Source organism: Ralstonia mannitolilytica (assembly GCF_000954135.1).
GTDB classification, from domain to species: Bacteria; Pseudomonadota; Gammaproteobacteria; order Burkholderiales; family Burkholderiaceae; genus Ralstonia; species Ralstonia mannitolilytica.
In genome coordinates this window covers 894,183-918,979 of sequence record NZ_CP010799.1, presented here as the reverse complement: position 1 = coordinate 918,979, position 24,797 = coordinate 894,183, and the positions used below count along the sequence as shown (strand labels likewise).

25 protein-coding genes are annotated in these 24,797 nt (G+C 67.9%); 22 read left to right on the top strand and 3 right to left on the bottom strand.

What is annotated here, in order from left to right; all coding sequences use genetic code 11:
• Positions 1 to 4 precede the first annotated feature (4 nt).
• From TK49_RS04390 to TK49_RS04310, 17 genes are all read left to right on the top strand, one after another.
• On the top strand, positions 5 to 718 hold the full coding sequence (locus TK49_RS04390; RefSeq protein WP_045785610.1) for an SDR family oxidoreductase: 714 nt from the start codon (positions 5 to 7) through the stop codon (positions 716 to 718).
• A gap of 10 nt (positions 719 to 728) precedes the next feature.
• Complete coding sequence (locus tag TK49_RS04385) at positions 729 to 1,859, top strand: acyl-CoA dehydrogenase family protein (RefSeq protein ID WP_045785609.1); 1,131 nt, start codon at positions 729 to 731, stop codon at positions 1,857 to 1,859.
• A gap of 28 nt (positions 1,860 to 1,887) precedes the next feature.
• A complete protein-coding gene (locus TK49_RS04380; RefSeq protein WP_045785608.1) occupies positions 1,888 to 2,577 on the top strand; it encodes an HAD family hydrolase in 690 nt (229 codons plus the stop codon).
• Between the two features lie 14 nt (positions 2,578 to 2,591).
• Positions 2,592 to 3,017: a YchJ family protein gene (locus TK49_RS04375; protein ID WP_045787743.1), complete on the top strand. Its 426-nt coding sequence runs from the start codon at positions 2,592 to 2,594 to the stop codon at positions 3,015 to 3,017.
• 16 nt (positions 3,018 to 3,033) lie between these two features.
• Positions 3,034 to 4,641: a carboxyl transferase domain-containing protein gene (locus tag TK49_RS04370; protein ID WP_045785607.1), complete on the top strand. Its 1,608-nt coding sequence runs from the start codon at positions 3,034 to 3,036 to the stop codon at positions 4,639 to 4,641.
• A 29-nt stretch (positions 4,642 to 4,670) separates the two neighbouring features.
• On the top strand, positions 4,671 to 5,615 hold the full coding sequence (locus TK49_RS04365; protein ID WP_045785606.1) for a dienelactone hydrolase family protein: 945 nt from the start codon (positions 4,671 to 4,673) through the stop codon (positions 5,613 to 5,615).
• Positions 5,612 to 6,406: an enoyl-CoA hydratase/isomerase family protein gene (locus TK49_RS04360; protein ID WP_045785605.1), complete on the top strand. Its 795-nt coding sequence runs from the start codon at positions 5,612 to 5,614 to the stop codon at positions 6,404 to 6,406. The genes TK49_RS04365 and TK49_RS04360 overlap by 4 nt, the downstream gene beginning before the upstream one ends.
• A gap of 43 nt (positions 6,407 to 6,449) precedes the next feature.
• Complete coding sequence (gene bioB / locus TK49_RS04355) at positions 6,450 to 7,532, top strand: biotin synthase BioB (protein ID WP_045785604.1); 1,083 nt, start codon at positions 6,450 to 6,452, stop codon at positions 7,530 to 7,532.
• 126 nt (positions 7,533 to 7,658) lie between these two features.
• A complete protein-coding gene (locus TK49_RS04350) occupies positions 7,659 to 9,683 on the top strand; it encodes an acetyl/propionyl/methylcrotonyl-CoA carboxylase subunit alpha (protein WP_045785603.1) in 2,025 nt (674 codons plus the stop codon).
• 84 nt (positions 9,684 to 9,767) lie between these two features.
• On the top strand, positions 9,768 to 10,709 hold the full coding sequence (locus tag TK49_RS04345; RefSeq protein ID WP_045785602.1) for a 2-hydroxyacid dehydrogenase: 942 nt from the start codon (positions 9,768 to 9,770) through the stop codon (positions 10,707 to 10,709).
• Position 10,710: 1 nt separating this feature from the next.
• Positions 10,711 to 11,640 carry a hydroxymethylglutaryl-CoA lyase gene (locus TK49_RS04340; protein ID WP_045785601.1) on the top strand — a complete coding sequence of 310 codons (930 nt, stop codon included), beginning with the start codon at positions 10,711 to 10,713 and terminating at the stop codon, positions 11,638 to 11,640.
• 22 nt (positions 11,641 to 11,662) lie between these two features.
• Positions 11,663 to 12,163, top strand: a complete 501-nt coding sequence (locus tag TK49_RS04335; RefSeq protein WP_045785600.1) for a YbaK/EbsC family protein — start codon at positions 11,663 to 11,665, stop codon at positions 12,161 to 12,163.
• Between the two features lie 8 nt (positions 12,164 to 12,171).
• Positions 12,172 to 12,438 (top strand): DUF1289 domain-containing protein, encoded by a 267-nt coding sequence (locus TK49_RS04330; RefSeq protein WP_045785599.1) that lies wholly within the window; start codon positions 12,172 to 12,174, stop codon positions 12,436 to 12,438.
• Position 12,439: 1 nt separating this feature from the next.
• Positions 12,440 to 13,387 (top strand): MBL fold metallo-hydrolase, encoded by a 948-nt coding sequence (locus tag TK49_RS04325; protein ID WP_045785598.1) that lies wholly within the window; start codon positions 12,440 to 12,442, stop codon positions 13,385 to 13,387.
• Between the two features lie 179 nt (positions 13,388 to 13,566).
• Complete coding sequence (locus TK49_RS04320; RefSeq protein WP_045785597.1) at positions 13,567 to 15,846, top strand: TonB-dependent receptor; 2,280 nt, start codon at positions 13,567 to 13,569, stop codon at positions 15,844 to 15,846.
• Positions 15,846 to 16,595, top strand: a complete 750-nt coding sequence (locus TK49_RS04315; RefSeq protein WP_045785596.1) for a tetratricopeptide repeat protein — start codon at positions 15,846 to 15,848, stop codon at positions 16,593 to 16,595. Before TK49_RS04320 ends, TK49_RS04315 begins: the two co-directional genes overlap by 1 nt.
• Positions 16,586 to 17,269: a Fe2+-dependent dioxygenase gene (locus TK49_RS04310; protein WP_045785595.1), complete on the top strand. Its 684-nt coding sequence runs from the start codon at positions 16,586 to 16,588 to the stop codon at positions 17,267 to 17,269. The genes TK49_RS04315 and TK49_RS04310 overlap by 10 nt, the downstream gene beginning before the upstream one ends.
• Positions 17,270 to 17,284: 15 nt before the next feature.
• On the opposite strand, the gene TK49_RS04305 is transcribed toward TK49_RS04310, so the two are convergent.
• Positions 17,285 to 18,190 (bottom strand): alpha/beta fold hydrolase, encoded by a 906-nt coding sequence (locus tag TK49_RS04305; RefSeq protein WP_045785594.1) that lies wholly within the window; start codon positions 18,188 to 18,190, stop codon positions 17,285 to 17,287.
• A 127-nt stretch (positions 18,191 to 18,317) separates the two neighbouring features.
• Between TK49_RS04305 and TK49_RS04300 the strand changes: the two genes are divergently transcribed.
• The 3 genes from TK49_RS04300 (at position 18,318) to TK49_RS04290 (ending at position 21,572) form a co-directional block, all read left to right on the top strand.
• Complete coding sequence (locus TK49_RS04300; protein ID WP_045785593.1) at positions 18,318 to 18,866, top strand: type 1 glutamine amidotransferase domain-containing protein; 549 nt, start codon at positions 18,318 to 18,320, stop codon at positions 18,864 to 18,866.
• A gap of 76 nt (positions 18,867 to 18,942) precedes the next feature.
• On the top strand, positions 18,943 to 19,926 hold the full coding sequence (locus tag TK49_RS04295) for an NAD(P)H-dependent flavin oxidoreductase (protein WP_045785592.1): 984 nt from the start codon (positions 18,943 to 18,945) through the stop codon (positions 19,924 to 19,926).
• A gap of 197 nt (positions 19,927 to 20,123) precedes the next feature.
• Positions 20,124 to 21,572 (top strand): DUF1254 domain-containing protein, encoded by a 1,449-nt coding sequence (locus TK49_RS04290; RefSeq protein WP_045785591.1) that lies wholly within the window; start codon positions 20,124 to 20,126, stop codon positions 21,570 to 21,572.
• A gap of 21 nt (positions 21,573 to 21,593) precedes the next feature.
• Here TK49_RS04290 and TK49_RS04285 read toward each other — a convergent pair whose 3' ends face one another.
• Positions 21,594 to 22,625 carry an NADP-dependent oxidoreductase gene (locus tag TK49_RS04285; protein WP_045785590.1) on the bottom strand — a complete coding sequence of 344 codons (1,032 nt, stop codon included), beginning with the start codon at positions 22,623 to 22,625 and terminating at the stop codon, positions 21,594 to 21,596.
• Between the two features lie 180 nt (positions 22,626 to 22,805).
• On the opposite strand from TK49_RS04285, the gene TK49_RS04280 reads away from it, so the two are divergent.
• Together TK49_RS04280 and TK49_RS04275 are read left to right on the top strand one after the other, a co-directional pair.
• Positions 22,806 to 23,390, top strand: coding sequence for a helix-turn-helix domain-containing protein (locus TK49_RS04280; protein ID WP_045785589.1), 585 nt, complete (start codon positions 22,806 to 22,808; stop codon positions 23,388 to 23,390).
• Entirely contained in the window at positions 23,390 to 23,929 is a 540-nt protein-coding gene (locus TK49_RS04275; protein ID WP_045785588.1) for a GNAT family N-acetyltransferase, read from the top strand. Before TK49_RS04280 ends, TK49_RS04275 begins: the two co-directional genes overlap by 1 nt.
• Here the strand turns inward: TK49_RS04275 and TK49_RS04270 are convergent.
• Positions 23,926 to 24,783, bottom strand: a complete 858-nt coding sequence (locus TK49_RS04270; protein WP_045787742.1) for a PhzF family phenazine biosynthesis protein — start codon at positions 24,781 to 24,783, stop codon at positions 23,926 to 23,928. The two genes, TK49_RS04275 and TK49_RS04270, sit on opposite strands and share 4 nt — an antisense overlap.
• Positions 24,784 to 24,797 lie beyond the last annotated feature (14 nt).

Genomic DNA, 24,797 nt, shown 5'->3' with positions numbered 1-24,797 from the left:
GCGCATGACGAACGCAACATCGCGCCGCACGCGCACCGCGCTCATCCTGGGCGCGTCGCGCGGCATCGGCCTGGAAACGGTCAAGCAGTACCGCGCAGACGGCTGGCGCGTGATCGCCACCGTGCGCACGCAGGAAGCCGCGCAGGCGCTGCAGGCATTGGGCGCGGAAACGCACGTGCTCGACCTCACCGACCCCAACGCCGTCGCCGGCCTTGCATGGAAGCTTGACGGCGAAGCGCTGGACGTGGCGATCTACGTGGCGGGCATCTACGGCCCGCGCACGCAGGGCGCCACGCCCGTCAGCCAGGCGGATTTCGATGCCGTGATGCACACCAACGTGTGGGGCCCGATGAGCGTGCTGCCGGCCGTGCTGCCCATGGTCGAAGCCGGACGCAATGGTGCGGATGAGGCCGGCGGCGTGCTTGCCGTCATCTCCAGCCGCATGGGCAGCATCGGCGAGATGGAGAGCAACGGCGGCTGGCTGTATCGCGCGAGCAAGGCCGCGGTGAATGCCGTGCTGCGCGCCGTGTCGCTCGACGCCAGGAACGCCACGTGCCTGACCTTCCACCCGGGCTGGGTGCAGACCGATATGGGCGGTGCAGGCGCGGCCATCACGCCGCAGGAAAGCGTGGCCGGCATCCGCCGCGTGATTGCCGGCGCCACGCGCGCCGACAACGGCGGCTTCCGCAACTACGACGGCAGCGTCATTGCATGGTGAGGCCGAAACAATGCTGCTGACCCAAGAGCAAGAGATGATTCGCGACGCCATGCGCACCTTCGTGCGCGAGGCGATCACCCCGCACGCTGCCGCATGGGACCGCGAAGCGACGTTCCCGAAAGACGTGCACCGCCAGCTCGGCGAGCTGGGCGCCTATGGCGTGGCCGTGCCGGAAGAACTCGGCGGTGCGGGGCTCGACTACCTGTCGCTGGCGCTGATCCTGGAAGAGATTGCCGCGGGCGACGGCGGCACCTCCACCGTCATCAGCGTGAACAACTGCCCCGTGTGCAGCATGCTGATGGCGTTTGCGAACGATGCGCAGAAGCAGCAGTGGCTCGTGCCGCTGGCGCGCGGCGAGATGCTCGGCGCGTTCTGCCTGACCGAGCCGCACGTCGGCTCCGACGCGTCGGCGCTGCGCACCACGGCCGTACGCGATGGCGACCACTGGGTGCTCAACGGCGTGAAGCAGTTCATCACCAGCGGCAAGCATGCCGACGTGGCGATCGTCATGGCCGTGACCGACAAGGCGGCAGGCAAGCGCGGCATCAGCGCGTTCCTGGTGCCGACCAACACGCCGGGCTACATCGTCGCGCGGCTCGAAGACAAGCTCGGCCAGCACTCGTCCGACACGGCGCAGATCGTGTTCGAAGATTGCCGCATCCCCGCCGATTGCCTGCTGGGTGAAGAAGGCGCCGGCTACAAGATGGCGCTGTCCGGGCTGGAAGGCGGGCGCATCGGCATTGCCGCGCAGAGCGTGGGCATGGCGCGTGCGGCCTTTGAAGCCGCGCTGGCGTACGCCAAGGAGCGCGAGAGCTTCGGCCAGCCGCTGTTTGCGCACCAGGCCGTGCAGTTCCGCCTGGCCGAGATGGCCACCCGCATCGACGTGGCACGCCAGATGGTCTGGCACGCCGCCAGCCTGAAAGATGCCGGCCGGCCTTGCCTGAAGGAAGCCGCCATGGCCAAGCTCAACGCCAGCGAGATGGCGGAGCGCGTCTGTTCCGACGCCATCCAGGTCTTCGGCGGTTACGGCTACGTCAGCGACTTTCCGGTGGAGCGCATCTACCGCGACGTGCGCGTGTGCCAGATCTACGAAGGCACAAGCGACATCCAGAAAATCCTGATCGCCCGCGCGCTGGCGTAGGCGGTCTGAACCTCTCAACCCACTCGGCATGACTGCAGTCTCCCAACCCACCTCGGCTCACCCGCGCTTTGACGCGATCCTCTTCGATTGCGACGGCGTGCTGGTCGACAGCGAACCCATCGTCAACCGCCTGATCTGGGAAATGCTGACCGAACTCGGCATCAACATCAGCCTGGAAGATTCCATCAAGCGCTTCCTGGGCAAAGCCATCCGCGAAGAACTCGATGCGATTGCCGAGATGCGCGGCGCGCCGCTGCCGCCGAACTGGCTGTCCACATTCCATGCCCGCCGCAACGCGTTGCTCGAAGCCGAGGTGGAGGCCGTGCCGCACATTGCCGATGCGATCGAGGCGCTGTCCGGTCTTGGCCTGCCGATGGCCGTGGCCTCCGGCGCCGACCGCATGAAGGTTGAACTGCAGCTCAATCGCACGGGCCTGATCCACCGCTTTCAGCCGACGGACGCGCGCATCTTTTCGGCCACCGAAGTCGCACGCAGCAAGCCCGCACCCGACGTGTACCTGCTCGCGGCGAGCAAGCTGGGCGTTGCGCCCGCGCGCTGCGTGGTCATTGAAGACAGCCCGACGGGCGTGACCGCTGGGCACGCTGCGGGCATGACGGTGCTGGCCTACGCCGGCCGCAACGCACCTGGGCCGCTGGTGGCAGCCGGTGCTTCGCGCACGTTCACCGACATGCGCCAACTTCCGGAGCTGCTGGCGTGAGCCCTGCCAAGCCGATCGCCCGCCTCGGCACGAGCGACGCCTGCCCGTGCGGCAACGGTACCTACGCGCGCTGCTGCGGCCCGTTCCACGCGGGCGAAGCGCTGCCGGCCACCGCCGAACAGCTCATGCGCTCGCGCTACAGCGCTTATGTGCTGGGCGATACGGCGTACCTGCGGCGCACGTGGCATCCGTCCACCTGCCCCGCCGATCTCGAGGCGACGGAGGCCGACGCCGCCTCCACGCGCTGGCTGGGCCTGGACGTGAAGCGCCACACGCCGCTGGACGCCACGCACGCGACGGTCGAGTTCGTCGCGCGCTACAAGGTGGGCGGCCGCGCGCATCGCCTGCATGAAACCAGCCGCTTCGTCCGCCTGGACGCCAGCGGCGCCGAATCCACCGAGGGCCGTTGGTTGTACGTCGACGGCACCTTCTCTGACTGAACCTCGCACTTCTGCCATGCCGACGCTCGAAACCAAGCTGAACCCCCGCGCCGAAGACTTCAAGACCAACGCCGATGCCATGCGCGCGCTCGTCGCCGACCTGCGCGACAAGGTGGCCCGCATCGCCCAGGGCGGCGGCGAAGAGGCCCGCGCCAAGCACCTCGCCCGCGGCAAGCTGCTGCCGCGCGACCGCGTGCAGCAACTGCTCGACCCCGGCACGCCGTTCCTGGAGTTGTCGCAACTGGCGGCGTACGGCATGTACGACGATGCGGCACCGGGCGCCGGCATCATCACCGGCATCGGCCGCATCTCGGGGCAGGAATGCGTCATCGTCTGCAACGACGCCACGGTCAAGGGGGGCACGTATTACCCGATGACGGTGAAGAAGCACCTGCGCGCGCAGGAGATCGCCGAGCAGAACCACCTGCCCTGCATCTATCTGGTCGATTCGGGCGGCGCCAACCTGCCGAACCAGGACGACGTGTTTCCCGACCGCGACCACTTCGGCCGCATCTTCTACAACCAGGCCAATCTGTCGGCCAAGGGCATTCCGCAGATCGCGGTGGTGATGGGCTCGTGCACGGCGGGCGGCGCCTATGTGCCGGCCATGAGCGACGAGTCGATCATCGTCAAGGAACAGGGCACGATCTTCCTGGCGGGCCCGCCGCTGGTGAAGGCCGCCACCGGCGAAGTGGTGAGCGCCGAGGACCTGGGCGGCGCTGATGTGCACACGCGCCTGTCCGGCGTGGCGGATTACTTCGCCAACAACGACTCGCACGCGCTGGCGCAGGCCCGCAGCATCGTCGCGCACCTGAACCGCCGCAAGCCCGAGCAGGTGCAGGTGCATACGCCCATCGAGCCGCGCTATCCCGCCGAAGAGCTGTACGGCGTGATCCCGACCGACACGCGCAAGCCGTTCGACGTGCGCGAAGTCATTGCCCGCATCGTCGACGATTCCGCCTTTGACGAATTCAAGGCGCGCTACGGCACGACGCTGGTCTGCGGCTTTGCGCGCATCTGGGGTTACCCGGTGGGCATCATCGCCAACAACGGCATCCTGTTTTCCGAGGCGGCGCTCAAGGGCGCGCACTTCATCGAGCTGTGCTGCCAGCGCAAGATCCCGCTGGTGTTCCTGCAGAACATCACCGGCTTCATGGTCGGCCGCAAGTATGAGAACGAAGGCATCGCCAAGAACGGCGCGAAAATGGTGACGGCGGTGGCGACGGCGCAGGTGCCGAAGTTCACGGTCATCATCGGCGGCTCGTTTGGCGCGGGCAACTACGGCATGTGCGGTCGCGCCTATTCGCCGCGCTTCCTGTGGATGTGGCCGAACGCGCGCATCTCGGTGATGGGCGGGGAGCAGGCGGCCAGCGTGCTCGCCACCGTGCGTCGCGACGGCATCGAGGCCAAGGGCGGCCAGTGGAGCGCCGAGGAAGAAGCCGCCTTCAAGGCGCCGATCCGCGAGCAATACGAGCGCCAGGGCCATCCGTACTACGCCAGCGCGCGCCTGTGGGACGACGGCGTCATCGACCCGGCCGACACGCGCAATGTGCTGGGCCTGGGCCTGTCGGCAAGCCTGAATGCACCGATCGGCGACATGAACTTCGGCGTGTTCCGCATGTAAGCGGACCGCCCATCGAACAGGGATCTGCAGTGAATAGCAACACCGCGCGAACGTGGCGCAGCGCCTGGGCAGCTGTTGGCTGCGCGCTATTGCTCACAGCCGCGCACGCCAGTGAACCCCTCCCGCCCGGCATGACCGAAACGGTGGTGGATGTGCCCAAGTCTGCGGGCATCTTCACCATCAAGCTGGAAACCACGATCTACAAGCCCGCCGGCGACGGGCCCTTCCCGCTCATCGTGCTCAATCACGGCAAGGCGCGCGGCAAGGCGGCATTCCAATCGCGTGCCCGTTACAGCGAGCAGGCGGCGGCGCTGGTCGCGCGCGGCTACGTGGTGGCCATCCCGATGCGGCAAGGGTTTTCCAAATCCGGCGGCGCGTATATCGGCAGCGGCTGCAACGTGGAAGCCAACGGCATCATCCAGGCAGAAGACGTGGTGGCCGCGCTCGACTACATGACCGCGCAGCCGTACGTGGACCGCAACCGCATCGTCGTCATGGGCCAGTCGCACGGCGGTTTGACCACGCTGGCCTTCGGCACCATCGCCTACCCCGGCGTGCGCGGGCTGGTTAACTTTGCCGGTGGCCTGCGCAACGACACCTGCGTCGATTGGGAAAGCAATCTCGTGCGCGCCTTTGAAACGTACGGCCGCCAGTCACGCTACCCGTCGCTCTGGTTCTACGGCGACAACGACAGCTACTGGCCCAAGCCGATGCCCGAGAAGATGTTCGCGGCCTACACGAGTGCGGGCGGCAAAGGCCGGCTGGTGGATTTCGGCACCTTCAGGGGCGACTCGCACGGCATGTTTGCCAGCCACGCGGGGTTGAGCATCTGGCTACCGCAGGTCGACGCCTTCCTGCGCGAACTGGGCTTGCCCGCAGGCCCTGTCGGTCCGGTCGGCCCAGCCAGCCCCACAGCCGCAGAGGCCTCCGGCGCAGACGACCCCAAGTCCGACACCAACAAGGACCCGGAATGAACACTTTCGAGACCCTCGCCTTCGCACAGAACGGCGCCGTCGCCACACTCACGCTGAATCGGCCTGACGTGCGCAACGCCTTCAACGAGACCGTCATCGCCGAGCTGACCGGTGCGTTCCGCGCGCTGGCCGATGAGCCCAGCGTGCGCGCCATCGTCCTGTCCGGCAACGGGCCCGCCTTCTGCGCGGGCGCCGACCTCAACTGGATGAAGAAGATGGCCGGCTACTCCGATGACGAGAACCGCGCCGACGCCCTGCGCCTGGCCGAAATGCTGCGCGCCATCTACACCTGCCCCAAGCCCGTGATCGCGCGCGTGCAGGGCGACACGTATGCCGGCGGCGTCGGCCTGGTCGCCGCGTGCGACATCGTCGTCGCGGTGGATACCGCCAACTTCTGCCTGTCGGAAGCGAAGCTTGGCTTGATCCCGGCCACCATCAGCCCATACGTGATCCGCGCGCTGGGTGAGCAGGCATCGCGCCGCTACTTCATCACCGCCGAGCGTTTCTCCGCCGCGCAGGCGCATCGCCTGGGCCTCGTGCATGAACTCGTGAACGCAGACGCGCTCGACGCCAAGGTGGGCGACATTACAGCCGCGCTCGTCGCCAACAGCCCGAATGCCGTTCGCGAGAGCAAGCGCCTGGTGCGTGAGGTGGCTGGCGCCGCCGTCAACGACGCCTTGCTGGCGGATACCGCCGAGCGCATCGCCGCCATCCGCGCCTCGGAAGAAGGCCGCGAAGGCGTGCAGAGTTTCCTGGGCAAGCGCAAGCCGAACTGGCTGCTGCCGGCCTGACCCGCATAACAACGAAACCACGCATCACTTGAAGGAAGTCCTCATGCAATCCACTCCACTGAACTTCGTGCCGAACGCCGCCAAGGTGCCGCCCACGCCCGGGCAGAATCCCAACGCCCGCTGGAGCCGCGAAGCCATCGAAGCGCTGTTCGCCCTGCCGTTCAACGACCTGCTGTTCCAGGCGCAGCAGGTGCACCGCGCCAACTTTGATGCGAACGCGGTTCAGCTGTCGACGCTGCTGTCCATCAAGACCGGCGGCTGCCCCGAAGACTGTTCGTACTGCCCGCAATCGGCGCGCTACGACACCGGGGTCGAGGCTGAAAAGCTGATGCCGGTCGACGCGGTGCTCGAAGCCGCCGCACGGGCCAAGCAGAACGGCGCCAGCCGCTTCTGCATGGGCGCCGCGTGGCGCAACCCGAAACCGCATCAGCTCGACGCCGTGGCTGAGATGGTGCGCGGCGTGAAGGCGATGGGGTTGGAGACTTGCGTGACGCTCGGCATGCTGAAGCAGGAACAGGCCGTGCAGTTGAAGGAAGCGGGCCTGGACTACTACAACCACAACCTCGATACCGCGCCCGAGTTCTATGGCGAGATCATCACCACGCGCACGTATCAGGATCGGCTCGACACGCTCGAGCACGTTCGTGACGCCGGCATCAACGTGTGCTGCGGCGGCATCGTCGGGCTGGGGGAATCGGTGCACGAGCGCGCGGGCCTGATTGCCGAACTGGCGAACATGGAGCCGTATCCAGACTCGGTGCCCATCAACAACCTGGTGAAGGTGGAAGGCACGCCGCTGGCGGGCAACGAAGAACTGGATCCGTTTGATTTCGTGCGCACGATTGCGGTGGCGCGCATCACGATGCCCAAGGCGATGGTGCGACTCTCCGCTGGCCGCGAGGCGATGGACGATGCGCTGCAGGCGCTGTGCTTCATGGCGGGCGCCAACTCGATCTTCTATGGCGAGAAGCTGCTGACGACGGATAACCCGGAGGCCGATGCGGATCGGAAGCTGTTGGCGCGGCTGGGGATGCGGGTGGAGGTGCAGGATCATCTGCATCAAAGCGCTGATGCTTCGCACTCGCATTCGTCGCATTGCCATATCGACATTACGCCGGCGGACTGACGTTTTGTTGTGGGGGGTGGGTCTTGGTTTTTTGTTGGTGGTCTGCCTCCCTTTCGGCCCCGGCAGGGGATGAAACAAGGAATGCACCACAAGTGCAAAACCAAAACCAGGAGACGTAACAACACCATGATCACCAAGCTCCTCATCGCCAACCGAGGCGAAATCGCCTGCCGGGTCGCCGCCACCTGCCGCAAGCTCGGCATCCGCACGGTCGCGGTCTACTCCGATGCCGACGCCAACGCCCGCCACGTCGCGGCCTGCGACGAAGCCATCCACATCGGTGAGCCCGCCGCCCGCGACAGCTACCTCCGCGCCGACCGCATCCTCGAAGCCGCACGCGCCACGGGCGCGCAAGCCGTCCATCCCGGCTACGGCTTCCTGTCGGAAAACGAAGCCTTCGCCAAAGCCTGCGCAGACGCCGGCATCATCTTCGTCGGCCCGCCGGCCTCGGCCATCGAAGCGATGGGCAGCAAGAGCGCGGCCAAGGCGCTGATGGAAATGGCAGGCGTGCCGCTCGTCCCCGGCTACCACGGTGACAACCAGGACGCCGCGTTCCTGCGCACGCAGGCCGATCGCATCGGCTATCCCGTGCTCATCAAGGCAAGCGCCGGCGGCGGCGGCAAGGGCATGCGCGTGGTGGAATCGGGCGACGCGTTCGAAGCGTCGCTGGCCTCAGTCAAGCGTGAGGCGTCGTCCAGCTTTGGCGATGACCGTGTGCTGATCGAGAAGTACCTCACGCGCCCGCGCCACATCGAAATCCAGGTCTTCGCCGACAGCCTCGGCAATGCCGTCTACCTGTTCGAGCGCGATTGCTCGGTGCAGCGCCGCCACCAGAAGGTGCTGGAAGAAGCCCCGGCCCCGGGCATGACGCTGGAGCGTCGCCGCGCGATGGGCGAAGCCGCCGTGGCCGCCGCGCGCGCCGTGGGCTACGTGGGCGCCGGCACGGTCGAGTTCATCGTCGACGAAGACGGCACGTTCTACTTCATGGAGATGAACACGCGCCTGCAGGTCGAGCACCCGGTCACCGAAATGATCACGGGCGAAGACCTGGTCGAATGGCAATTGCGCGTGGCCTCTGGCGAGCCGCTGCCGCGCACGCAGGACGAACTGCACATTCACGGCCACGCGCTCGAAGCGCGCATCTACGCAGAAAATCCCGACCGGGATTTCCTGCCCTCCATCGGCACGCTGAAGGTGCTGCGCACGCCAGCAGCGGTGGAGTTCACCGTGGGCGCGCAAGCCAACGGCGAACCCGCCGCCGTGCGCATCGACGCTGGCGTGCGCGAAGGCGACGCCATCAGCCCGTACTACGACCCAATGATCGCCAAGCTGATCGTCTGGGGCCGCGACCGTGACGAAGCGCTCGCGCGCATGCTGCAGGCGCTGGGCAGCTTCCACCTGGTGGGGCTGTCGTCCAACGTGGCGTTCCTGCGCCGGCTTGTTGCATCGAAGCCGTTTGCGACCGCCGATCTGGATACCGGCCTGATCGCGCGCAATCACGACACGCTGTTCCCCGCCGCAGCGGACGTGCCGCAAGACGCCATCGCGCTGGCGGTGGCAGCGTTGCTCGCCCGCGAGGCGCGCAGCCTGCGCACCGACACGCGCGACCCGCATTCGCCGTGGGCGCGCGGCAGCGGCTGGCGTCTGAATGGCGAGGCGGAGCGAACGCTGCGTTTCACGCACGGCGATCAGTCCATCGACGCGACCCTCATCTACGGCCGCGACGGCTCGCGCCTGAAAACGAAGGGGCATGAGGCGCCCTTCACCACGCAGCGCCATGCCGAGACCTTCACCGTCACGCTCGGCACGCACAAGGCGACCGGCCAGGTGCACGCCGATGGCGATGCCTTCCACGTCTTCACCGGCGGCACGCACTGGACGCTCGAGCGTCACGACCCGCTCGCCCATGCCGGCGAAGCCGATGACGAAGGCGGCAAGCTCACGGCGCCGATGCCCGGCAAGGTCATCGCCGTGCTGGCCGCGCCCGGGCAGACCGTCACCAAGGGCGCGCCGCTGGTCGTCATGGAAGCCATGAAGATGGAGCACACGCTCACCGCACCCGCCGACGGCGTCGTCGAATCGGTGCTGTATGGCGTGGGCGATCAGGTGACGGAGGGCGTGCAGTTGCTGGCCTTCAAACCCGCCGAGTGACGCCACTGCGGGCCGCCGCGCGGCATGGCGGCCCCTGCTACAGTGCTTGACGTATACGTCAACTCAGACCCGAAGTTGCCTCACATGCACATCCAGATCTACACGCCCGACGGCAAGCCCCAACCCTGGCTCGACGGTTTTGCGCAGGCGCTGCCCGAAGCGCGGCTGTCGGTGTGGGAGCCGGGCGCGACGCCAGACGCCGACTACGCCGTCGTCTGGCAGCCGCCCGCCGAGATGCTGCGCGGGCGCCGGGATCTGCGTGCGGTGTTCAACCTGGGCGCGGGTGTCGATGCCATTCTGGGCTTGCGTGCGCAGTCGCCGGATGCCATTCCCGAGGGGCTGCCGATCGTGCGCCTGGACGACGCCGGCATGGCCGCGCAGATGAGCGAGTACGTCACGCACGCCGTGCTGCGCTTCTTCCGCCGGCTCGACGAATACGAGCGTCAGCAGCAAGCGAAGATGTGGCGATTCCTCAAGCCGTTCAACCGCGACGAATTCGTCGTCGGCGTGCTCGGCCTGGGCGTGCTGGGCACGCACATCGCCAAGACGCTGGCAGGCTTCGGCTTTCCGGTGCGCGGCTGGAGCCGCTCCGCCAAGCACGTCGATGGCGTCGATTGCCGCGCGGGCAGCGATGCACTGCCGGGCTTTCTCGCCGGCACGCGCGTGCTGGTGAACGTGCTGCCGCTGACGGCCGACACCGAAAACGTGATCGACGCGAAGCTGCTGGCTCAACTCACGCCGGGCGCGTTCCTCGTCAACGTGGCGCGCGGCAAGCATGTGGTGGAAGACGACCTGCTGGCCGCCGTGCGCAGCGGCCACATTGCCGGGGCCGCGCTCGACGTGTTCCGCACCGAGCCGCTGCCGGCCGACCACCCGTTCTGGACCGAACCGCGCATCCACATCACGCCGCACATTTCCGCGCTGACGCTGCGCGAGATCAGCATTGCGCAGATCGCGGGCAAGATCCGCGCGCTGGAAGCCGGCGAACCGATTGCCGGCATCGTCGATCTGCAACGAGGTTATTGAGATGACACTCCCGAATTTTGTGAAGGTGGTGGAAGTTGGCCCGCGCGACGGTCTGCAGAACGAGAAGTCGCCGGTCTCGGCCGACACCAAGGTCGAACTGGTGAACCGGCTGTCCGACGCCGGCTTCGTCAACGTGGAAGCGGCGTCGTTCGTGTCGCCCAAGTGGGTGCCGCAGATGGCCGACGGCGCCGATGTGATGGCGCGCATCCAGCGCCGGCCGGGCACGCTGTATTCGGCGCTCACGCCCAACATGAAGGGCTTCGAGGCCGCTGCCGCCGCCGGTGCGGATGAAGTCGTGATCTTCAGCGCGGCCAGCGAGGCCTTCTCGCAGAAGAACATCAACTGCTCGATTGCCGAATCGATCGAGCGTTTCGTGCCGGTGGCCAAGGCCGCGAAGGATGCGGGCATTCGCGTGCGCGGATCGATCTCGTGCTCGCTCGGGTGCCCCTATCAGGGCGAGGTGCCGGTGTCGGCGGTGGTGGATGTGATCCAGCGCATGGCCGACCTCGGCTGCGACGAGATCGACATTGCCGACACCATCGGCGTGGGCACGGCCGGGCAGGTGAAAACCGTGATGGAAGCCGCCGCGGCGACGTTCCCGATCGACCGCCTCTCGGGCCATTTCCACGACACGTACGGCCAGGCGCTGGCCAACATCCTCGCCAGCCTGGAAGTCGGCATCCAGATCTTCCATGCCTCGGTGGCCGGGCTGGGCGGCTGCCCGTACGCCAAGGGCGCGACCGGCAACGTCGCCACCGAAGACGTGCTGTACCTGCTGCACGGCCTGGGCATCCGCACCGGCATCGACCTCGACAAGGTGGTGCTGGCGGGTGACTTCATCTCGCAGGCCATCGGCCGCCCGACGGCTTCACGCGCCGGACGCGCGCTGCTGCTCAAGCTGCAGGACCAGGTCGCGCAGGCCTGCATCTGACGACGGACGAAGAACAACGACGATGACTGCTACCGATACGAACGCCCCCCTGCCCGAATCCGCCCAGCGCGTGGCTGACCACCTGCGTGCGCTCGGCTATGAGAAAGACATCGTGATGCTGCCTGCCACCGGCAAGACGTCTGCCGAAGCCGCGGCCGGCCTCGGCTGCTCGGTGGCGGAGATCGCCAAGTCGATCATCTTCCGCCGCGCCGAAGACGATGCGCCCGTGCTGGTGATCGCCAGCGGCACCAATCGCGTCGACGAAGCCAAGGTTTCGGCGCACGTCGGCGCGCTGGCCAAGGCCGATGCCAAGTTCGTGCGCGAGAAGACCGGCTACGCCATCGGCGGCGTGTGCCCCGTCGGCCATGCGGTCAAGCCCATCATGCTGCTCGATCGCGACCTGTTCCAGTACGACAGCGTGTGGGCCGCCGCCGGCCACCCGCATGCGGTGTTCAACCTCACGCCCGCCGAGCTGCAAGCCATGACCGGCGCGCCCGTCGCCGACATCGCCCTGCGCGATTGACCCACGCCATGGATGCCTGCACGCGCGCGCAACTCAAGCTTGCCCTGGGCAAGCTGCGCAACAGCCGTGTGCAGGCCGAGCGCACGCAGCCGGTGGCGTCGCCGTGCATCAGCGTGTGCAAGATGGACGAAGCACGCGGCCTGTGCGTCGGCTGCATGCGCACCCTCGACGAGATCGCCGCGTGGTCGACCATGACCGACGCGGCACGCCTGGCCGTGTGGCAGACCCTGCCCGAGCGCGCCTGCGCGTGGCTCAACGACACGTCTGGCGGCTGACATGGCCGAGCACGACGTCGTCGCCTTGCCAGCCTCGATGCGCGTGTTCGAGCGCGGCTGGCTGTCGTCCAACAACATTCTCTTTTTCGATGACGATGCACACGGCGGCTGCGCGCTGATCGACTCCGGCTACGTCACCCACGCGCCGCAGACCACCGCGCTGGTCCAGCACGCGCTGCAAGGCAAGCCGCTGCGCCGCCTGCTGAATACGCACCTGCATTCCGACCACTGCGGCGGCAACGCGGCGCTGCAGGCGCTGTACGGCTGCCACACCCGCGTGCCTGCCGCGCAAGTCGACGACGTGCGCCGCTGGGACACCACCGCCCTCAGCTACGCGCCCACCGGCCAGCAGTGCGCGCGCTTTGCGCTGCCCGAAGCGGGGGCCGGCCTCGCAGACGGCATGACGTTGCGCCTCGGGGGCTTCGACTGGCAGGTCATCGGCGCGCCAGGACACGATCCGAATGCCGTCATCGTCTACAGCCCCGAGACGCGCGTGCTCGTCTCCGCCGATGCGCTGTGGGAGCGCGGCTTTGGCGTGATCTTTCCCGAGCTGGAGGGCGAGAGCGGCTTTGCCGAGCAGCAGGCCATTCTGGAGCGCATCGCCCGGCTCGACGCGCGCGTGGTGGTGCCGGGGCACGGTCGCCCGTTCACCGGCGTCAGCGCCGCCATCGATGCTGCGTTCAGCCGGCTCGCGTATCTGCGCGCCGACCCTGAGCGCAACGCCCTGCACGCCATCCGGGTGCTGGTGAAGTTCAAGCTGCTGGAGCAGCAGGCCCTCACGCACGAGGCACTGGCCGCGTGGTTTGCGCAGACCACGCTGATGCCGCGCCTTCAGGCACGCTTCTTTCCCACGACGTCGCTCGCCGAGATGCTCGACGCGGCCGTCGCCGGGCTCGTCAAGGCCGGGGCCGCCACGATCGAATACGGTCGCCTTCACAACCGCGACTGAGACGGCACGTCGCCGCCACGCGGCCGGCCCATGCCGGTAAGCGCCTGACCCCATTCGATATTTTTTGTCAACGTAAGGCAATCGCCAGTTTTTGCGTTGACTCCTTCACATGTAAACAATAACAATTCTCATTTGCATTCATCAGATCATTGGATCTCTCAAGGGAGCGGCATCACGCCATGCAAGCAGCACAGACGGAACGCAAGCGCACCGAACACTCGGTGGTCGGCTACCTCACGGGGGCGATGAGCTTTGCCGTGGCCTCCGCGCCGGCCATGGCGGACACCGACAAGCCTCACGTCACGGCCACGCTGCCCGAGCAGACCGTCACCGGCAGCAGCGGCTTCAAGACCGACGAAGCGTCGACCGGCAAGTTCACCGCTCCGCTGCTCGACACGCCCAAGTCGGTCACCGTCATTCCGGCCGAGGTGCTGCAGGACAGCGGATCCGTCACCCTCACCGAGGCGCTGCGCACGGTGCCGGGCATTGCGTTTGGCGCGGGCGAAGGCGGCAACCCGGTGGGCGACCGCCCGTTCATCCGCGGCTATGACGCCCAGGCGAGCACCTTCCTCGACGGGCTGCGCGACATCGGTGCGCAGTCGCGCGAGCTGTTCAACGTGGAATCGGTGGAAGTCATCAAGGGGCCGTCGGGCGCGTATGAAGGGCGCGGCTCGGCGGGCGGCGCGATCAACATCGTCTCGAAGGCGCCCAAGCTGGAGACGTTCACCGAGGGTACGGTGTCAGTCGGCAACGCGACGTACAAGCGCGCCACGGCGGACGGCAACTACCAGATCGGCGATCACGCCGCCTTGCGCATCAATGGCATGTACCACGATGCCGGCGTGGCCGGCCGCGATGTCACGAGCTTCAGCCGATGGGGCATCGCACCGTCCATCGCCTTCGGGCTGGGCACGCCCACGCGCGCGACGCTGTCGTACTACCACCTGCAGTCGAACGACACGCCCGACACCGGCATCCCCTACAACAACGGCAACTTCTACCGCCGCACCGATGGCCGCCCGCAGCTGTTCGGCCCCGGCGATGGCGCGCCGGTGAACGTCGATCGCAACGTCTACTACGGCCTGGGCCGCGACTTCCGCCGCGACCGCGTCGACATGGGCACCTTCACGCTGGAGCATGATGTGTCCAGCGCGCTGAAGCTGCGCAACACCACGCGCATCGCCCGCACCAGCCAGGACTATATCTGGACGCAGCCCGACGACAGCCAGGGCAACATCTACTACGGCATGGTCTGGCGCCGCACCAACTCGCGCTACGCCGTCGCCAATACCGCCGCCAACCAGACCGAGGCGACGGGCAGGTTCCAGACCGGCAGCCTCAAGCACAGCTATGCGGCCGGCCTGGAGTTCTCGCGCGAGCGCAGCCGCAATGACACCTACACCGTTGCCACCGGCAGCAACCGGTGCCCGAGCGGCACGGGTGCGGCAGGCGGCTACAACTGCACGAGCCTGTTCACCCCCAATCCCAACGACCCGTGGGCGGGCAGCATCACGCTCAGCAACAACCCGGCCGAGACGACCGTGCGCACGCAATCGGCGTACGTGTTCGACACCATCGAGCTGTCGCCGCGCTGGCAGGTCAACGGCGGCGTGCGTTTTGACCGCTATTCGGCATCGGCGACCACGTCGGCCAATGCGCAGGGCGTGCGCTCCAGCTTCTCGCGCGACGACAACCTGCTGAACTATCAGCTCGGCCTCGTCTTCAAGCCGGCGCAGAACGGCAGCATCTATCTCGCATACGGCACGTCTTCCACGCCGTCGGGCTCGGTGGCGGGCCAGGGCGCCGATACCAGCGCACTCACGCCGGACCGCTCGGGCAATCGCGGCGACGTGCTGGCCCCCGAGAAGAATCGCGCCTACGAGCTCGGCACCAAGTGGAACGTGCTCGACAACAAGCTCGCGCTGACGGCCGCGGTGTTCCGGATCGAGACCACCAACGCCCGCATCGTGCAGCAGGACGGCACCGCCGCCATGGCCGGCAACAAGCGCGTCGATGGCTTCGAGCTCGGCTGGTCGGGCGCGCTGACCAGCCAGTGGCAGGTTTTCGGGGGCTACACGTTCCTCAAGAGCGAACTGCGCAACAACGGCGGCGCAGGCGCGGCGTTTGGCGCGACGAACGGCACCGCGTTCCCCAACACGCCAAAGAACAGCTTCAGCCTGTGGACGACGTATCAGCCGATGCCGAAACTCACGCTGGGCGGCGGCGCGTACTACGTCTCGAAGGTATGGGGCAGCGCCAACCCCGCCAGCCCGAAGTGGGTGCCGGCCTACTGGCGCTTTGACGCCATGGCCGCGTACCGCATCGACAAGCACACCACCCTGCAACTGAACGTGCAGAACGTGTTCGACAAGGTGTACTTCAACCAGGCATATGCGTCGCACTATGCATCGCTGGCGCCGGGGCGCACGGCCATCCTGACGCTCGGTATCCGCTACTGATGGCGGTACATGCCGCAAGCACCGCAGCCGATGCGGCGGTCGATGCCATCCACGCGCTGCTGAGCGGCCCCGCCGGCCGCGCCGCGCGCTGGCTTGCCGGTGCCGCACGGCGCGGCCATACGGAGGCGCAGACCCTCTACGGCCAGTGGCTGCTCGATGGGCGCGGCGTCAAGCGCAACGCCACCGAAGCGCTGTACTGGTTCAAGACCGCCGCGCTGGCCGGCCACGCCATGGGGGCCAACATGCTCGGCCGCTGCTACGAGCACGGCTGGGGCACCCCCGCCTGCGACAAGACCGCCACGCATTGGTACGCCCGCGCGGCAGAGGCCGGCCTCGACTGGGGCCAGTACAACTACGCCACGAGCCTGCAGCTTGGACGTGGCGTGCCGGCAGACCGCGCGCACGCATTCGCGCTCTTCCGGGCCGCTGCGGCGCAAGGGCATGCCAAGTCGATCAACGTGCTCGGCGGCTTCTATGAAGACGGCTGGGAAGTCGAGGCGGACCTGGCCATGGCCCTGCGCTGTTACCTGCGCGCGGCCGAAGGCGGCGACTTCCGCGGCCAGTTCAACGCCGCCCGCCTGCTGGCCATGGCCGGCCGCCTCGACGAAGCGCACGACTGGATGCAGGCCGTTCCGCACACCGCCACCCCGGCCTTCCTGGCGAAGGCGCATGACTTTCTTGCCGGCCATCCCGATGCGCGTCTGCGTGCGCTGGCCGGTGCGCTGGAAACCACATCACCATGCTGCTGAAGATTCCGGCCGTCCTCACCAAGCACCAGGTCGCGCAGTGCCGCGCCGTCATCGACGCCGCCCAATGGGTGGACGGCAAGGTCACCGCGGGAGCGCAGTCGGGCCAGGTCAAGCACAACCTACAGTTGCCGGAGGGCTCCCCCGCAGCGCGCGAGGCGGGTACGCTGATCCAGGATGCACTGGCCGCCAACACGCTGTTCTTCTCGGCCGCGCTGCCGCTGAAGGTGTTCCCGCCGCTGTTCAACCGCTACGCGGGCGGCCAGAGGTTCGGCAACCATGTCGACAACGCCCTGCGCCACCTGCGCGGCACCGATTTCCGCGTCCGCAGCGACCTGTCGTGCACGCTGTTCCTGACCGAGCCCGAGGACTACGACGGCGGTGAACTCGTCATCGACGACACCTTCGGCGAACACCGCGTCAAGCTCGCGGCCGGCGACATGGTGCTCTACCCGAGCAGCAGCCTGCACCGCGTGACGCCCGTCACGCGCGGCGCGCGGGTGTGCTCGTTCTTCTGGCTGCAGAGCATGGTGCGCAGCGATGCCCATCGCACGCTGCTGTTCCAGATGGATACGGCGCTGCAACGGCTGATGGCGCTGCTGGGGCAGGAAGAGCCGTCCGTCATTGCGTTGACGGGGACCTATCACAACCTCTTGCGGGAGTGGGCGGAGGCGTAGTCCGTCCCGTCGCGCTCATGCAAAAAATGCCCGCATCTCCTTGAGCAGGGCCTCGGGTGCCTCCTCCGGCACGTAATGCCCGCACGGCACCGTGCCGCCGCTCACGTCGTCCGCCACGGCGCTCCACAGCCCGAGCGGCTGGAAGCACCGCTGGATCACGCCGTGCTCGCCCCACAGCACACGCAGCGGCACACGCACGCGCTTGCCGGCATCGCGGTCGGCGCGATCGTGTTCGAGGTCGATGGTGGCCGCGGCGCGGTAGTCCTCGCACATGGCGTGCACGCAGTCGGGCTCGCGCATGGCGGCGGCGTAGGTGGCCATCGCTTCGGGGGCGAACGGCTGGAGCCCGGCGTGGCGCAGCCCCATCAGTTTGCTGATGTAGAAATCGGGCGTCGCGTTGATGAGGGTCTCGGGAAACGGCGTCGGCTGGATCAGGAAGAACCAGTGCCAGTAGGCGGAGGCAAACGCCATGTCGGTGTTCTCGTACATCGCCAGCGTCGGGGCGATGTCGAGCAGCATGGCGCGCTCGACGTGCGCGGGGTGGTCGACACACAGGCGATGCGCCACGCGCGCACCGCGATCATGCGCGCATAGCCGGAAGCGTCCGAAGCCCAGGGCGCGCATCACCTCGACCTGATCCTGCGCCATGGTGCGCTTGCTGTACTCCACGTGCCGGGCGCTGCCGGCCGGCTTGGACGAGGCGCCGTAGCCGCGCAGGTCGGTGGCGACGACGGTGTAGTCGCGTGCCAGATCCTGCGCGACCTTGTGCCAGATCACATGGCTTTGCGGGTGACCGTGCAGCAACAGCAGGGGCGGACCGCTGCCGCCGATCACCCCCGCGATCTCCACGCCATTGACCGCCTGGCGGAACGGGCGAAAGCCGGGAAACAGCGCGGCGTCGATGGAAAGCGGTGCGGTCATGCGGGTCTCCGGTCAGGTGCGATGCGTGTGCGCTGTTGGAAGTGCGATGTGCGCTCCGCATGCTAGCGCAGACCGGGCACGGCGGTTGCGGCCTCGTCCACTCCGTCTTCCCGACCAGGAGTTCGACATGACCCCGCTACATGACTTGCGCATCGCCATCCTCGTCCATGACCTGTTCGAGCAGGCCGAGCTCGCCAGCCCCAGGCAGGCGCTGGAGGGGGCCGGCGCCATCGTCAGCATCGTCTCGCCCAAGCCGGTCAGCGTGACGGGCCTGCACCATGCGGACAAGGGCGACACCTTCAAGGTGGACATCACGCTCGACGTCGCCAAACCGGAAGATTTCCACGCGCTGGTGCTGCCCGGCGGCGTGGTCAACGCCGATGCGCTGCGCATCGTGCCCGAGGCCCAGGCCTTTGTAAAAGCGTTCGACCGCGAGCAAAAGCCGATCGCCGTGATCTGCCACGGGCCGTGGCTGCTGGTCTCGGCCGGGCTGGTGCGCGGGCGCACGCTGACGAGCTGGCCCACGCTGCAAGACGACATCCGCAACGCCGGCGGCACGTGGGTCGACCAGGAAGTGGTCACCGACCGCAACTGGGTCAGCAGCCGCAAGCCCGACGACCTGCCGGCCTTCAACCGCACCTTCATCGAACTGCTGGCGCAGCAGGTCCACGCTTGAGCGCATGCGGCCTCGCGCAAGGCAGGGTGCGGGATCGTTCCTATAATCGAACGACGTTCCCCCGCCAGGAGGCGCCATGCCCGCCGCCAAGCATCTGCCGCTCGCGCTGCAGCACCTCACGCTGCCGGTGATCGGCTCGCCGATGTTCATCGTCAGCTACCCCGAGCTGGTGCTGGCGCAGTGCAAGGCCGGCATCGTGGGCGCGTTTCCGGCGCTCAACGCGCGGCCGGCCGAGGTGCTCGACGACTGGCTCACGCAGATCAACGAGGCGCTCGCCGCCTATGGCGCCGCGCACCCGGACCGGGTGGTGGGCCCGGTTGCGGTCAATCAGATCGTGCACCACTCGAACGCACGGCTGGAGCAGGACGTGGCCACCTGCGTCAAGCACAAGGTGCCGATCTTCATCACGTCGCTGCGTGCGCCCGTCAAGGAGATCCTCGATGCCGTGCATGGCTACGGCGGCATCGTGCTGCATGACGTGATCAACCTGCGCCACGCCGAAAAGGCGCTCGAAGCCGGCGTGGATGGCCTGATCCTGGTGGCTGCGGGCGCGGGCGGGCATGCCGGCACGCTGTCGCCGTTCGCGCTGGTGGGCGAAGTGCGGCGCATCTTTGACGGGCCGATCGCGCTGTCGGGCGCCATTGCCACCGGCGACGCCATCCTCGCCGCGCAGGCCATGGGCGCCGACCTCGCCTACATCGGCACGCGCTTCATCGCGAGCCAGGAGGCGCATGCGGCCGAAAGCTACAAGAGCGCCATCGTGCGGGCCGCGGCCTCGGACATCATCTACACGAACCTCTTCACCGGCGTGCACGGCAACTACATCCGCGAGAGCATCGAGCTCGCCGGCCTCGACCCCAACGCCCTGCCGCAGGCCGACAAGTCCGCCATGAACTTCGGCGACGGCACCTCGCGGGCGAAGGCATGGAAAGACATCTGGGGAGCGGGCCAGGGCGTCGGCCAGATCGCCGACCTGCCGCCGGCGGCGGAGATCGTCGCCCGCCTGAAAGCCGAGTACGACGCCGCCCGGCTGCGCCTTGCGCTGCACCTGCGCCTCTAGGCTGAGCGACGCATGAATGCCGTGCAGCACTTGAATTGACTTGCGCGGGCAGCGCTCCTACAGTCCGAGGATTCACGGTTTAATATGCGGCGCCGCAAAACCGACGACCGCGCGCTCGTATGCGCAAGCATCCCGGGGGGGATGTCCGACAGGCGTCTGGTTTCCTGTTGCGCGCGCCGACGACAAAGGAGAACACGATGACGCACTGCCCCGCGCGCGAGCGCCGGCTCACCAAGCTGGCGTCCGTGGCGCTGAGCGTGGCCGCCTTTGCCATGGCAGCCTGCTCCACCCAGAACGCGCCCACCACGGCACCGATCGAACAGCGCCTGCCGCAGCCGAACGAAGCGCTCGTGCGCTCCGCCTATGTCTACGCGTTTCCGCTGATGATGACGGATGCGCTGCTGCAGACCACGTCGGCACTCGCCCCCACCGGCACCTTCATGCATCAGCGCACGCTGGAAGACGAAGCGCTGCCCACCGGCGTGCGCCCGCGCGTGGATGTGCTCGCCAGCAGCGCCTTCGTCGACCTGCGCACCGGGCCGGTCATCCTGAGCCTGCCCGACGCGGGCCGCCGCCACCTCTGGGTCTCGCTGCATGACGCGTGGACGGATGTCTTCGAATCGCTGGGCAACCGCACCTCCGGCGCACGCGCCGCGCACTACGCGATCACGCCGCCAGGCTGGGAAGGCACGCTGCCGCCAGGGGTCAAGCAGATTGCCGCGCCGACCAGCCTGGTGTGGATCGTCGCCCGCACGCAGGTGCTTGGCCAGCGCGACATGGCCTCGGCCCGCCGCGTGCAGGACCGCTACCGCGTCATGCCGCTGGAGACGTTTGGCAAGCCGGCGGCCCGCGAGGCGGCCGGCAAGGTCCGTGCGGACAAGGCCACCGACATCGACGCGAGCCTCGATGCCGCCCGCCGCCGCGTGACCGCGCTCGATGCCAACAGCTATTTCACCCGCTTTGCCGAGTTGCTCAGGACGAATCCGCCGCATACAGCCGACTCGACGATGGTGCAGTCGCTGCGCGAACTCGGGATCGTGCCCGGCGCCCCGTTTGACGCCAAGGCCGTGAACACGGCCACCCTGAAGGTCATGGACGCAGGCGTGGCCGCCGCGCGGGACACCCTGGCGCTTGCCGCCAGGCAGCCGCCGGTCACGCAGAACGGCTGGTTCATCCCTCGCATGGTCGGCGCCTACGGGCTGGACTATGCGCAGCGCGCCATCGTCGCCTGGGATGGCGGCGGCACCGACCTGCCCGAAGACATGCTCATCGCCACCGCCAGGACGGATGCGAACGGCATGCCCCTGGACAGCACGCACCGCTACGTCATGCATTTCGACCGGGGCCAGCTGCCGCCCGAAAACGCCGGCTGGGCGCTGGCCGCCGTGCAGCAGCCGCCTCGCACCGCAGACCGCTCGAGCCTGCACAACGTGCTGAGCGAGGCGGACCGCCCGCGGCTGAACCGCGACGGCTCGCTCGACATCCTGATCCAGCGCACCCCGCCCAGCGGCATGCGCAGCAACTGGCTGCCGCCGCCCACCGGGCCGTTCCTGCTGCGCATGCAGCTGACGTGGCCCAAGGAAGAAGCACTCGACGCAACATGGGTGCCGCCGGCCGTCCAGCGGCGCGATCCGGCGCCGCAATAGCGGTACCGCCCCATCGGGCGATCACACCTCGGCCACGCGCACCACAAGCTTGCCGAAGTTGCGCCCTTCGAGCAGGCCGAGGAAGGCGGCCGGGGCGTTCTCCAGGCCCTCGACGCGGTCTTCGCGCACCTTCACCTTGCCGGCCGCCACCCACGCGGCCATGTCGCGCTGGAACGCGTCGTAGCGACTGGCGTAGTGGTCGAGGATGATGAAGCCCTGCATGCGTACGCGCTTCTGCAGCACGGTCGCGGTGACCTTGGGCAGCCGGTCTGGCCCGGCGGCGGCCTCGTCGTTGTAGTGCGCAATGAAACCGCACACCGGCACGCGTGCACCGATGTTCAGCAGCGGCAACACCGCGTCGAACACCTCGCCACCCACGTTTTCGAAGTACACGTCGATGCCGTCTGGGCAGGCCTGGGCCAGGCGCTTCGCGAGGTCGGGTTGCCGGCGGTCCAGGCAAGCGTCAAAGCCGAGCGTGTCGACGGCGTAGCGGCATTTGTCCGCGCCGCCGGCAATGCCGACCACGCGCGCGCCCTTGAGCTTGGCAATCTGTCCCACCACCGCGCCGACCGCGCCCGTGGCCGCGGCCACCACCACGGTTTCGCCGGGCTTGGGCTCGCCAATGTCGAGCAGACCGACGTACGCCGTAAAGGCGGGCATGCCAAGCCCGCCCAGCGCCAGCGATGGCTCCGGCATATCGCCCAGCGCGGTCAACTCGTCGCCGGCGGCAACGGCATAGTCCTGCCAGCCAGCCGCGCCGAGCACCACATCGCCCTCGCGAAATCGCGCGTCCCGCGATGCCACCACGCGGCTGACGGTACCGCCCACCATGGGCGCGCCCACCTCCACCGGCGGCGCGTAGCCGGGGCCGACTTCATCCATCAGATTGCGCATGTAGGGGTCGAGCGACAGGTACAGCGTGCGCAGCAGCACCTGGCCGTCCTGCGGCGTGGGCACGGCAGTCTCTTCGATGCGGAAGTTGTCGAGCGAAGGCGTACCGCTGGGGCGGCTGGCGAGAACGATGCGGCGATTGACGGCTTCACGTTGCGGCATGGCAATCTCCTGTAGACCAATCGTCTAGAAAACGGCGAAAAAATTTGCGTGGCTGGGCAATCTAGCAGCAATCGCAAGATTCAGCCGACGGTTGCGCAAGGCACTACCCTCAGCAAGGCCAATCATTCGTCGCTTCATATTCCAGTTTACTAGATGAAGAATTCCATTAAACTGGAATGCATGGACATCCATCAACGTATCGCCCGGCGCCTGCGCGAATTGCGCGACGCCCAGGGGCTCTCGCTCGACGCGCTGGCCGAACGCAGCCAGGTCAGCCGATCGGCCATTTCCCTGATCGAGCGCGGTCAGAGCAGCCCGACCGCTGCGGTGCTCGATCGGCTCAGCTCCGCGCTGGGCGTGACGCTGGCCTCGCTGTTCGAAGACGGTGCGGCGCCGGCCGCGGAGCCCTCGCCCGTATCGCGCGCGGCGCAGCAGCCGGAGTGGACGGACCCCGCCTCGGGCTACGTGCGCCGCAACCTGTCGCCGGCAGCGCGTTCGCCGCTGCAGCTCGTGGAGGTGCACTTTCCGCCCGGCGAGCGCGTCGCCTATGACACCGGCGCGCGCGATGCGGAAATCCACCAGCAGGTGTGGATCATCGAAGGCACGATGGAAATGACCGTGGGCGACGCGCACTGGCGCCTCAATGCAGGCGATTGCCTGACCATGCGGCTGGACTGTCCGATCGTCTATCACAACCCCACGCGGCGGCCGGCCCGCTACCTCGTCGCACTCACAACCGTATCTGCTGCCCACTGGAGGCCCTGATGACCGACACCCTGACCATCCGCCGCGTGGGCGCCAACGAGGCAAGTGCGTGCGTCGATGCCTTGGCCGATGTGCTCATCGATTGCGTGGAGGGCGGCGCGTCGGTCAGCTTCATGGCGCCGCTGTCGCAAGACAAGGCGCGGGCATTCTGGCGCGGTGTGGCTGACGGCGTGGCCAGGGGCGAGCGCGCCCTGCTGATTGCCGAAGATGCGGCGGGCGCCATCCACGGCACCGTGCAACTGGTGCTCGCGCAGCCCGAAAACCAGCCGCACCGCGCCGACGTCGCCAAGATGCTCGTGCACCGCCGCGCGCGCCGTCAGGGCTTGGCGCAGCGGTTGATGGCGGCCATCGAAGACGAGGCGCGCGCCGAGGGCAAGACGGTGCTCGTGCTCGACACCGTGACGGGCGGCGACGCCGAGCGGCTGTACGCACGCGCCGGCTGGCAGCGCGTGGGCGTGGTGCCCAACTACGCGCTGATGCCCGACGGCGCGTTCTGCGGAACGACGTTCTTCTGCAAGCAGCTGGGCGCCGCCGATTAAATCGTCAACGTGCCGCGGCCGATTTCGATCACGCGGCCACCGACGTGGATCGTGCCGTCGGCATCCACCCGCAGCGTGAGGTGGCAGGGTCGTCCCACCGCAGCGCCCTGCTCGATGCGGTAACTGGCCGGCAACGCATGGCCCGTCGCGCGCAGCCAGCCGCCGAGGTTGGCACACGCCGAGCCGGTGCCCGGATCTTCGAGCATGCCGGTGCCGTATTCGAAGAAGAAGCGCGACACCACCGGATCATTGCTGCCGGGCTTCGGCATGGTGAAGACGTACGCATTGCGCCCGTCGTTGCGGCTGCGCGGCCACGCGTCGAATACCGACAGATCGGGGCGGGCGCGATCGACATCAGCGCGTGTCTTGACGGGCACCATCAACTGTTCGATACCGGCATCCACCCACAGCGGCGGGCCTGCCAGCGCATCGGCATCCAAGCCCAGCATGGCGGCGATGGCCGGGTCCGCCTCGCGCGTGCTCAGGGCCCCGGAGCGCGGCGGCACCAGCGACCACCCGTCGTCCTGCGCCGTCAGCGACACGATGCCCGACTGGCAACGCAACGTCAGCTCATTGCCGGGGCCATACAGTTCGCGCACCACCTGCGCGGTCCCCAGCGACGGGTGGCCCGCAAACGGCATCTCGTAATCGGGCGTGAAGATGCGGAAGCGCGCCGTGGCGCCATCGGCCTCGTCGGGAAAGATGAAGGTGATCTCGGACAGGTTGAACTGGCGTCCGATGGCCTGCATGGTGGCGTCGTCCAGGCCGCGCCCGTCTTCAAACACGGCGAGCTGGTTGCCGCCAAAGGTGGATTCGGCAAAGACGTTGAGCAGGCGGAAGGCGTAGCGCGACATGGTGGCGTCCGAAG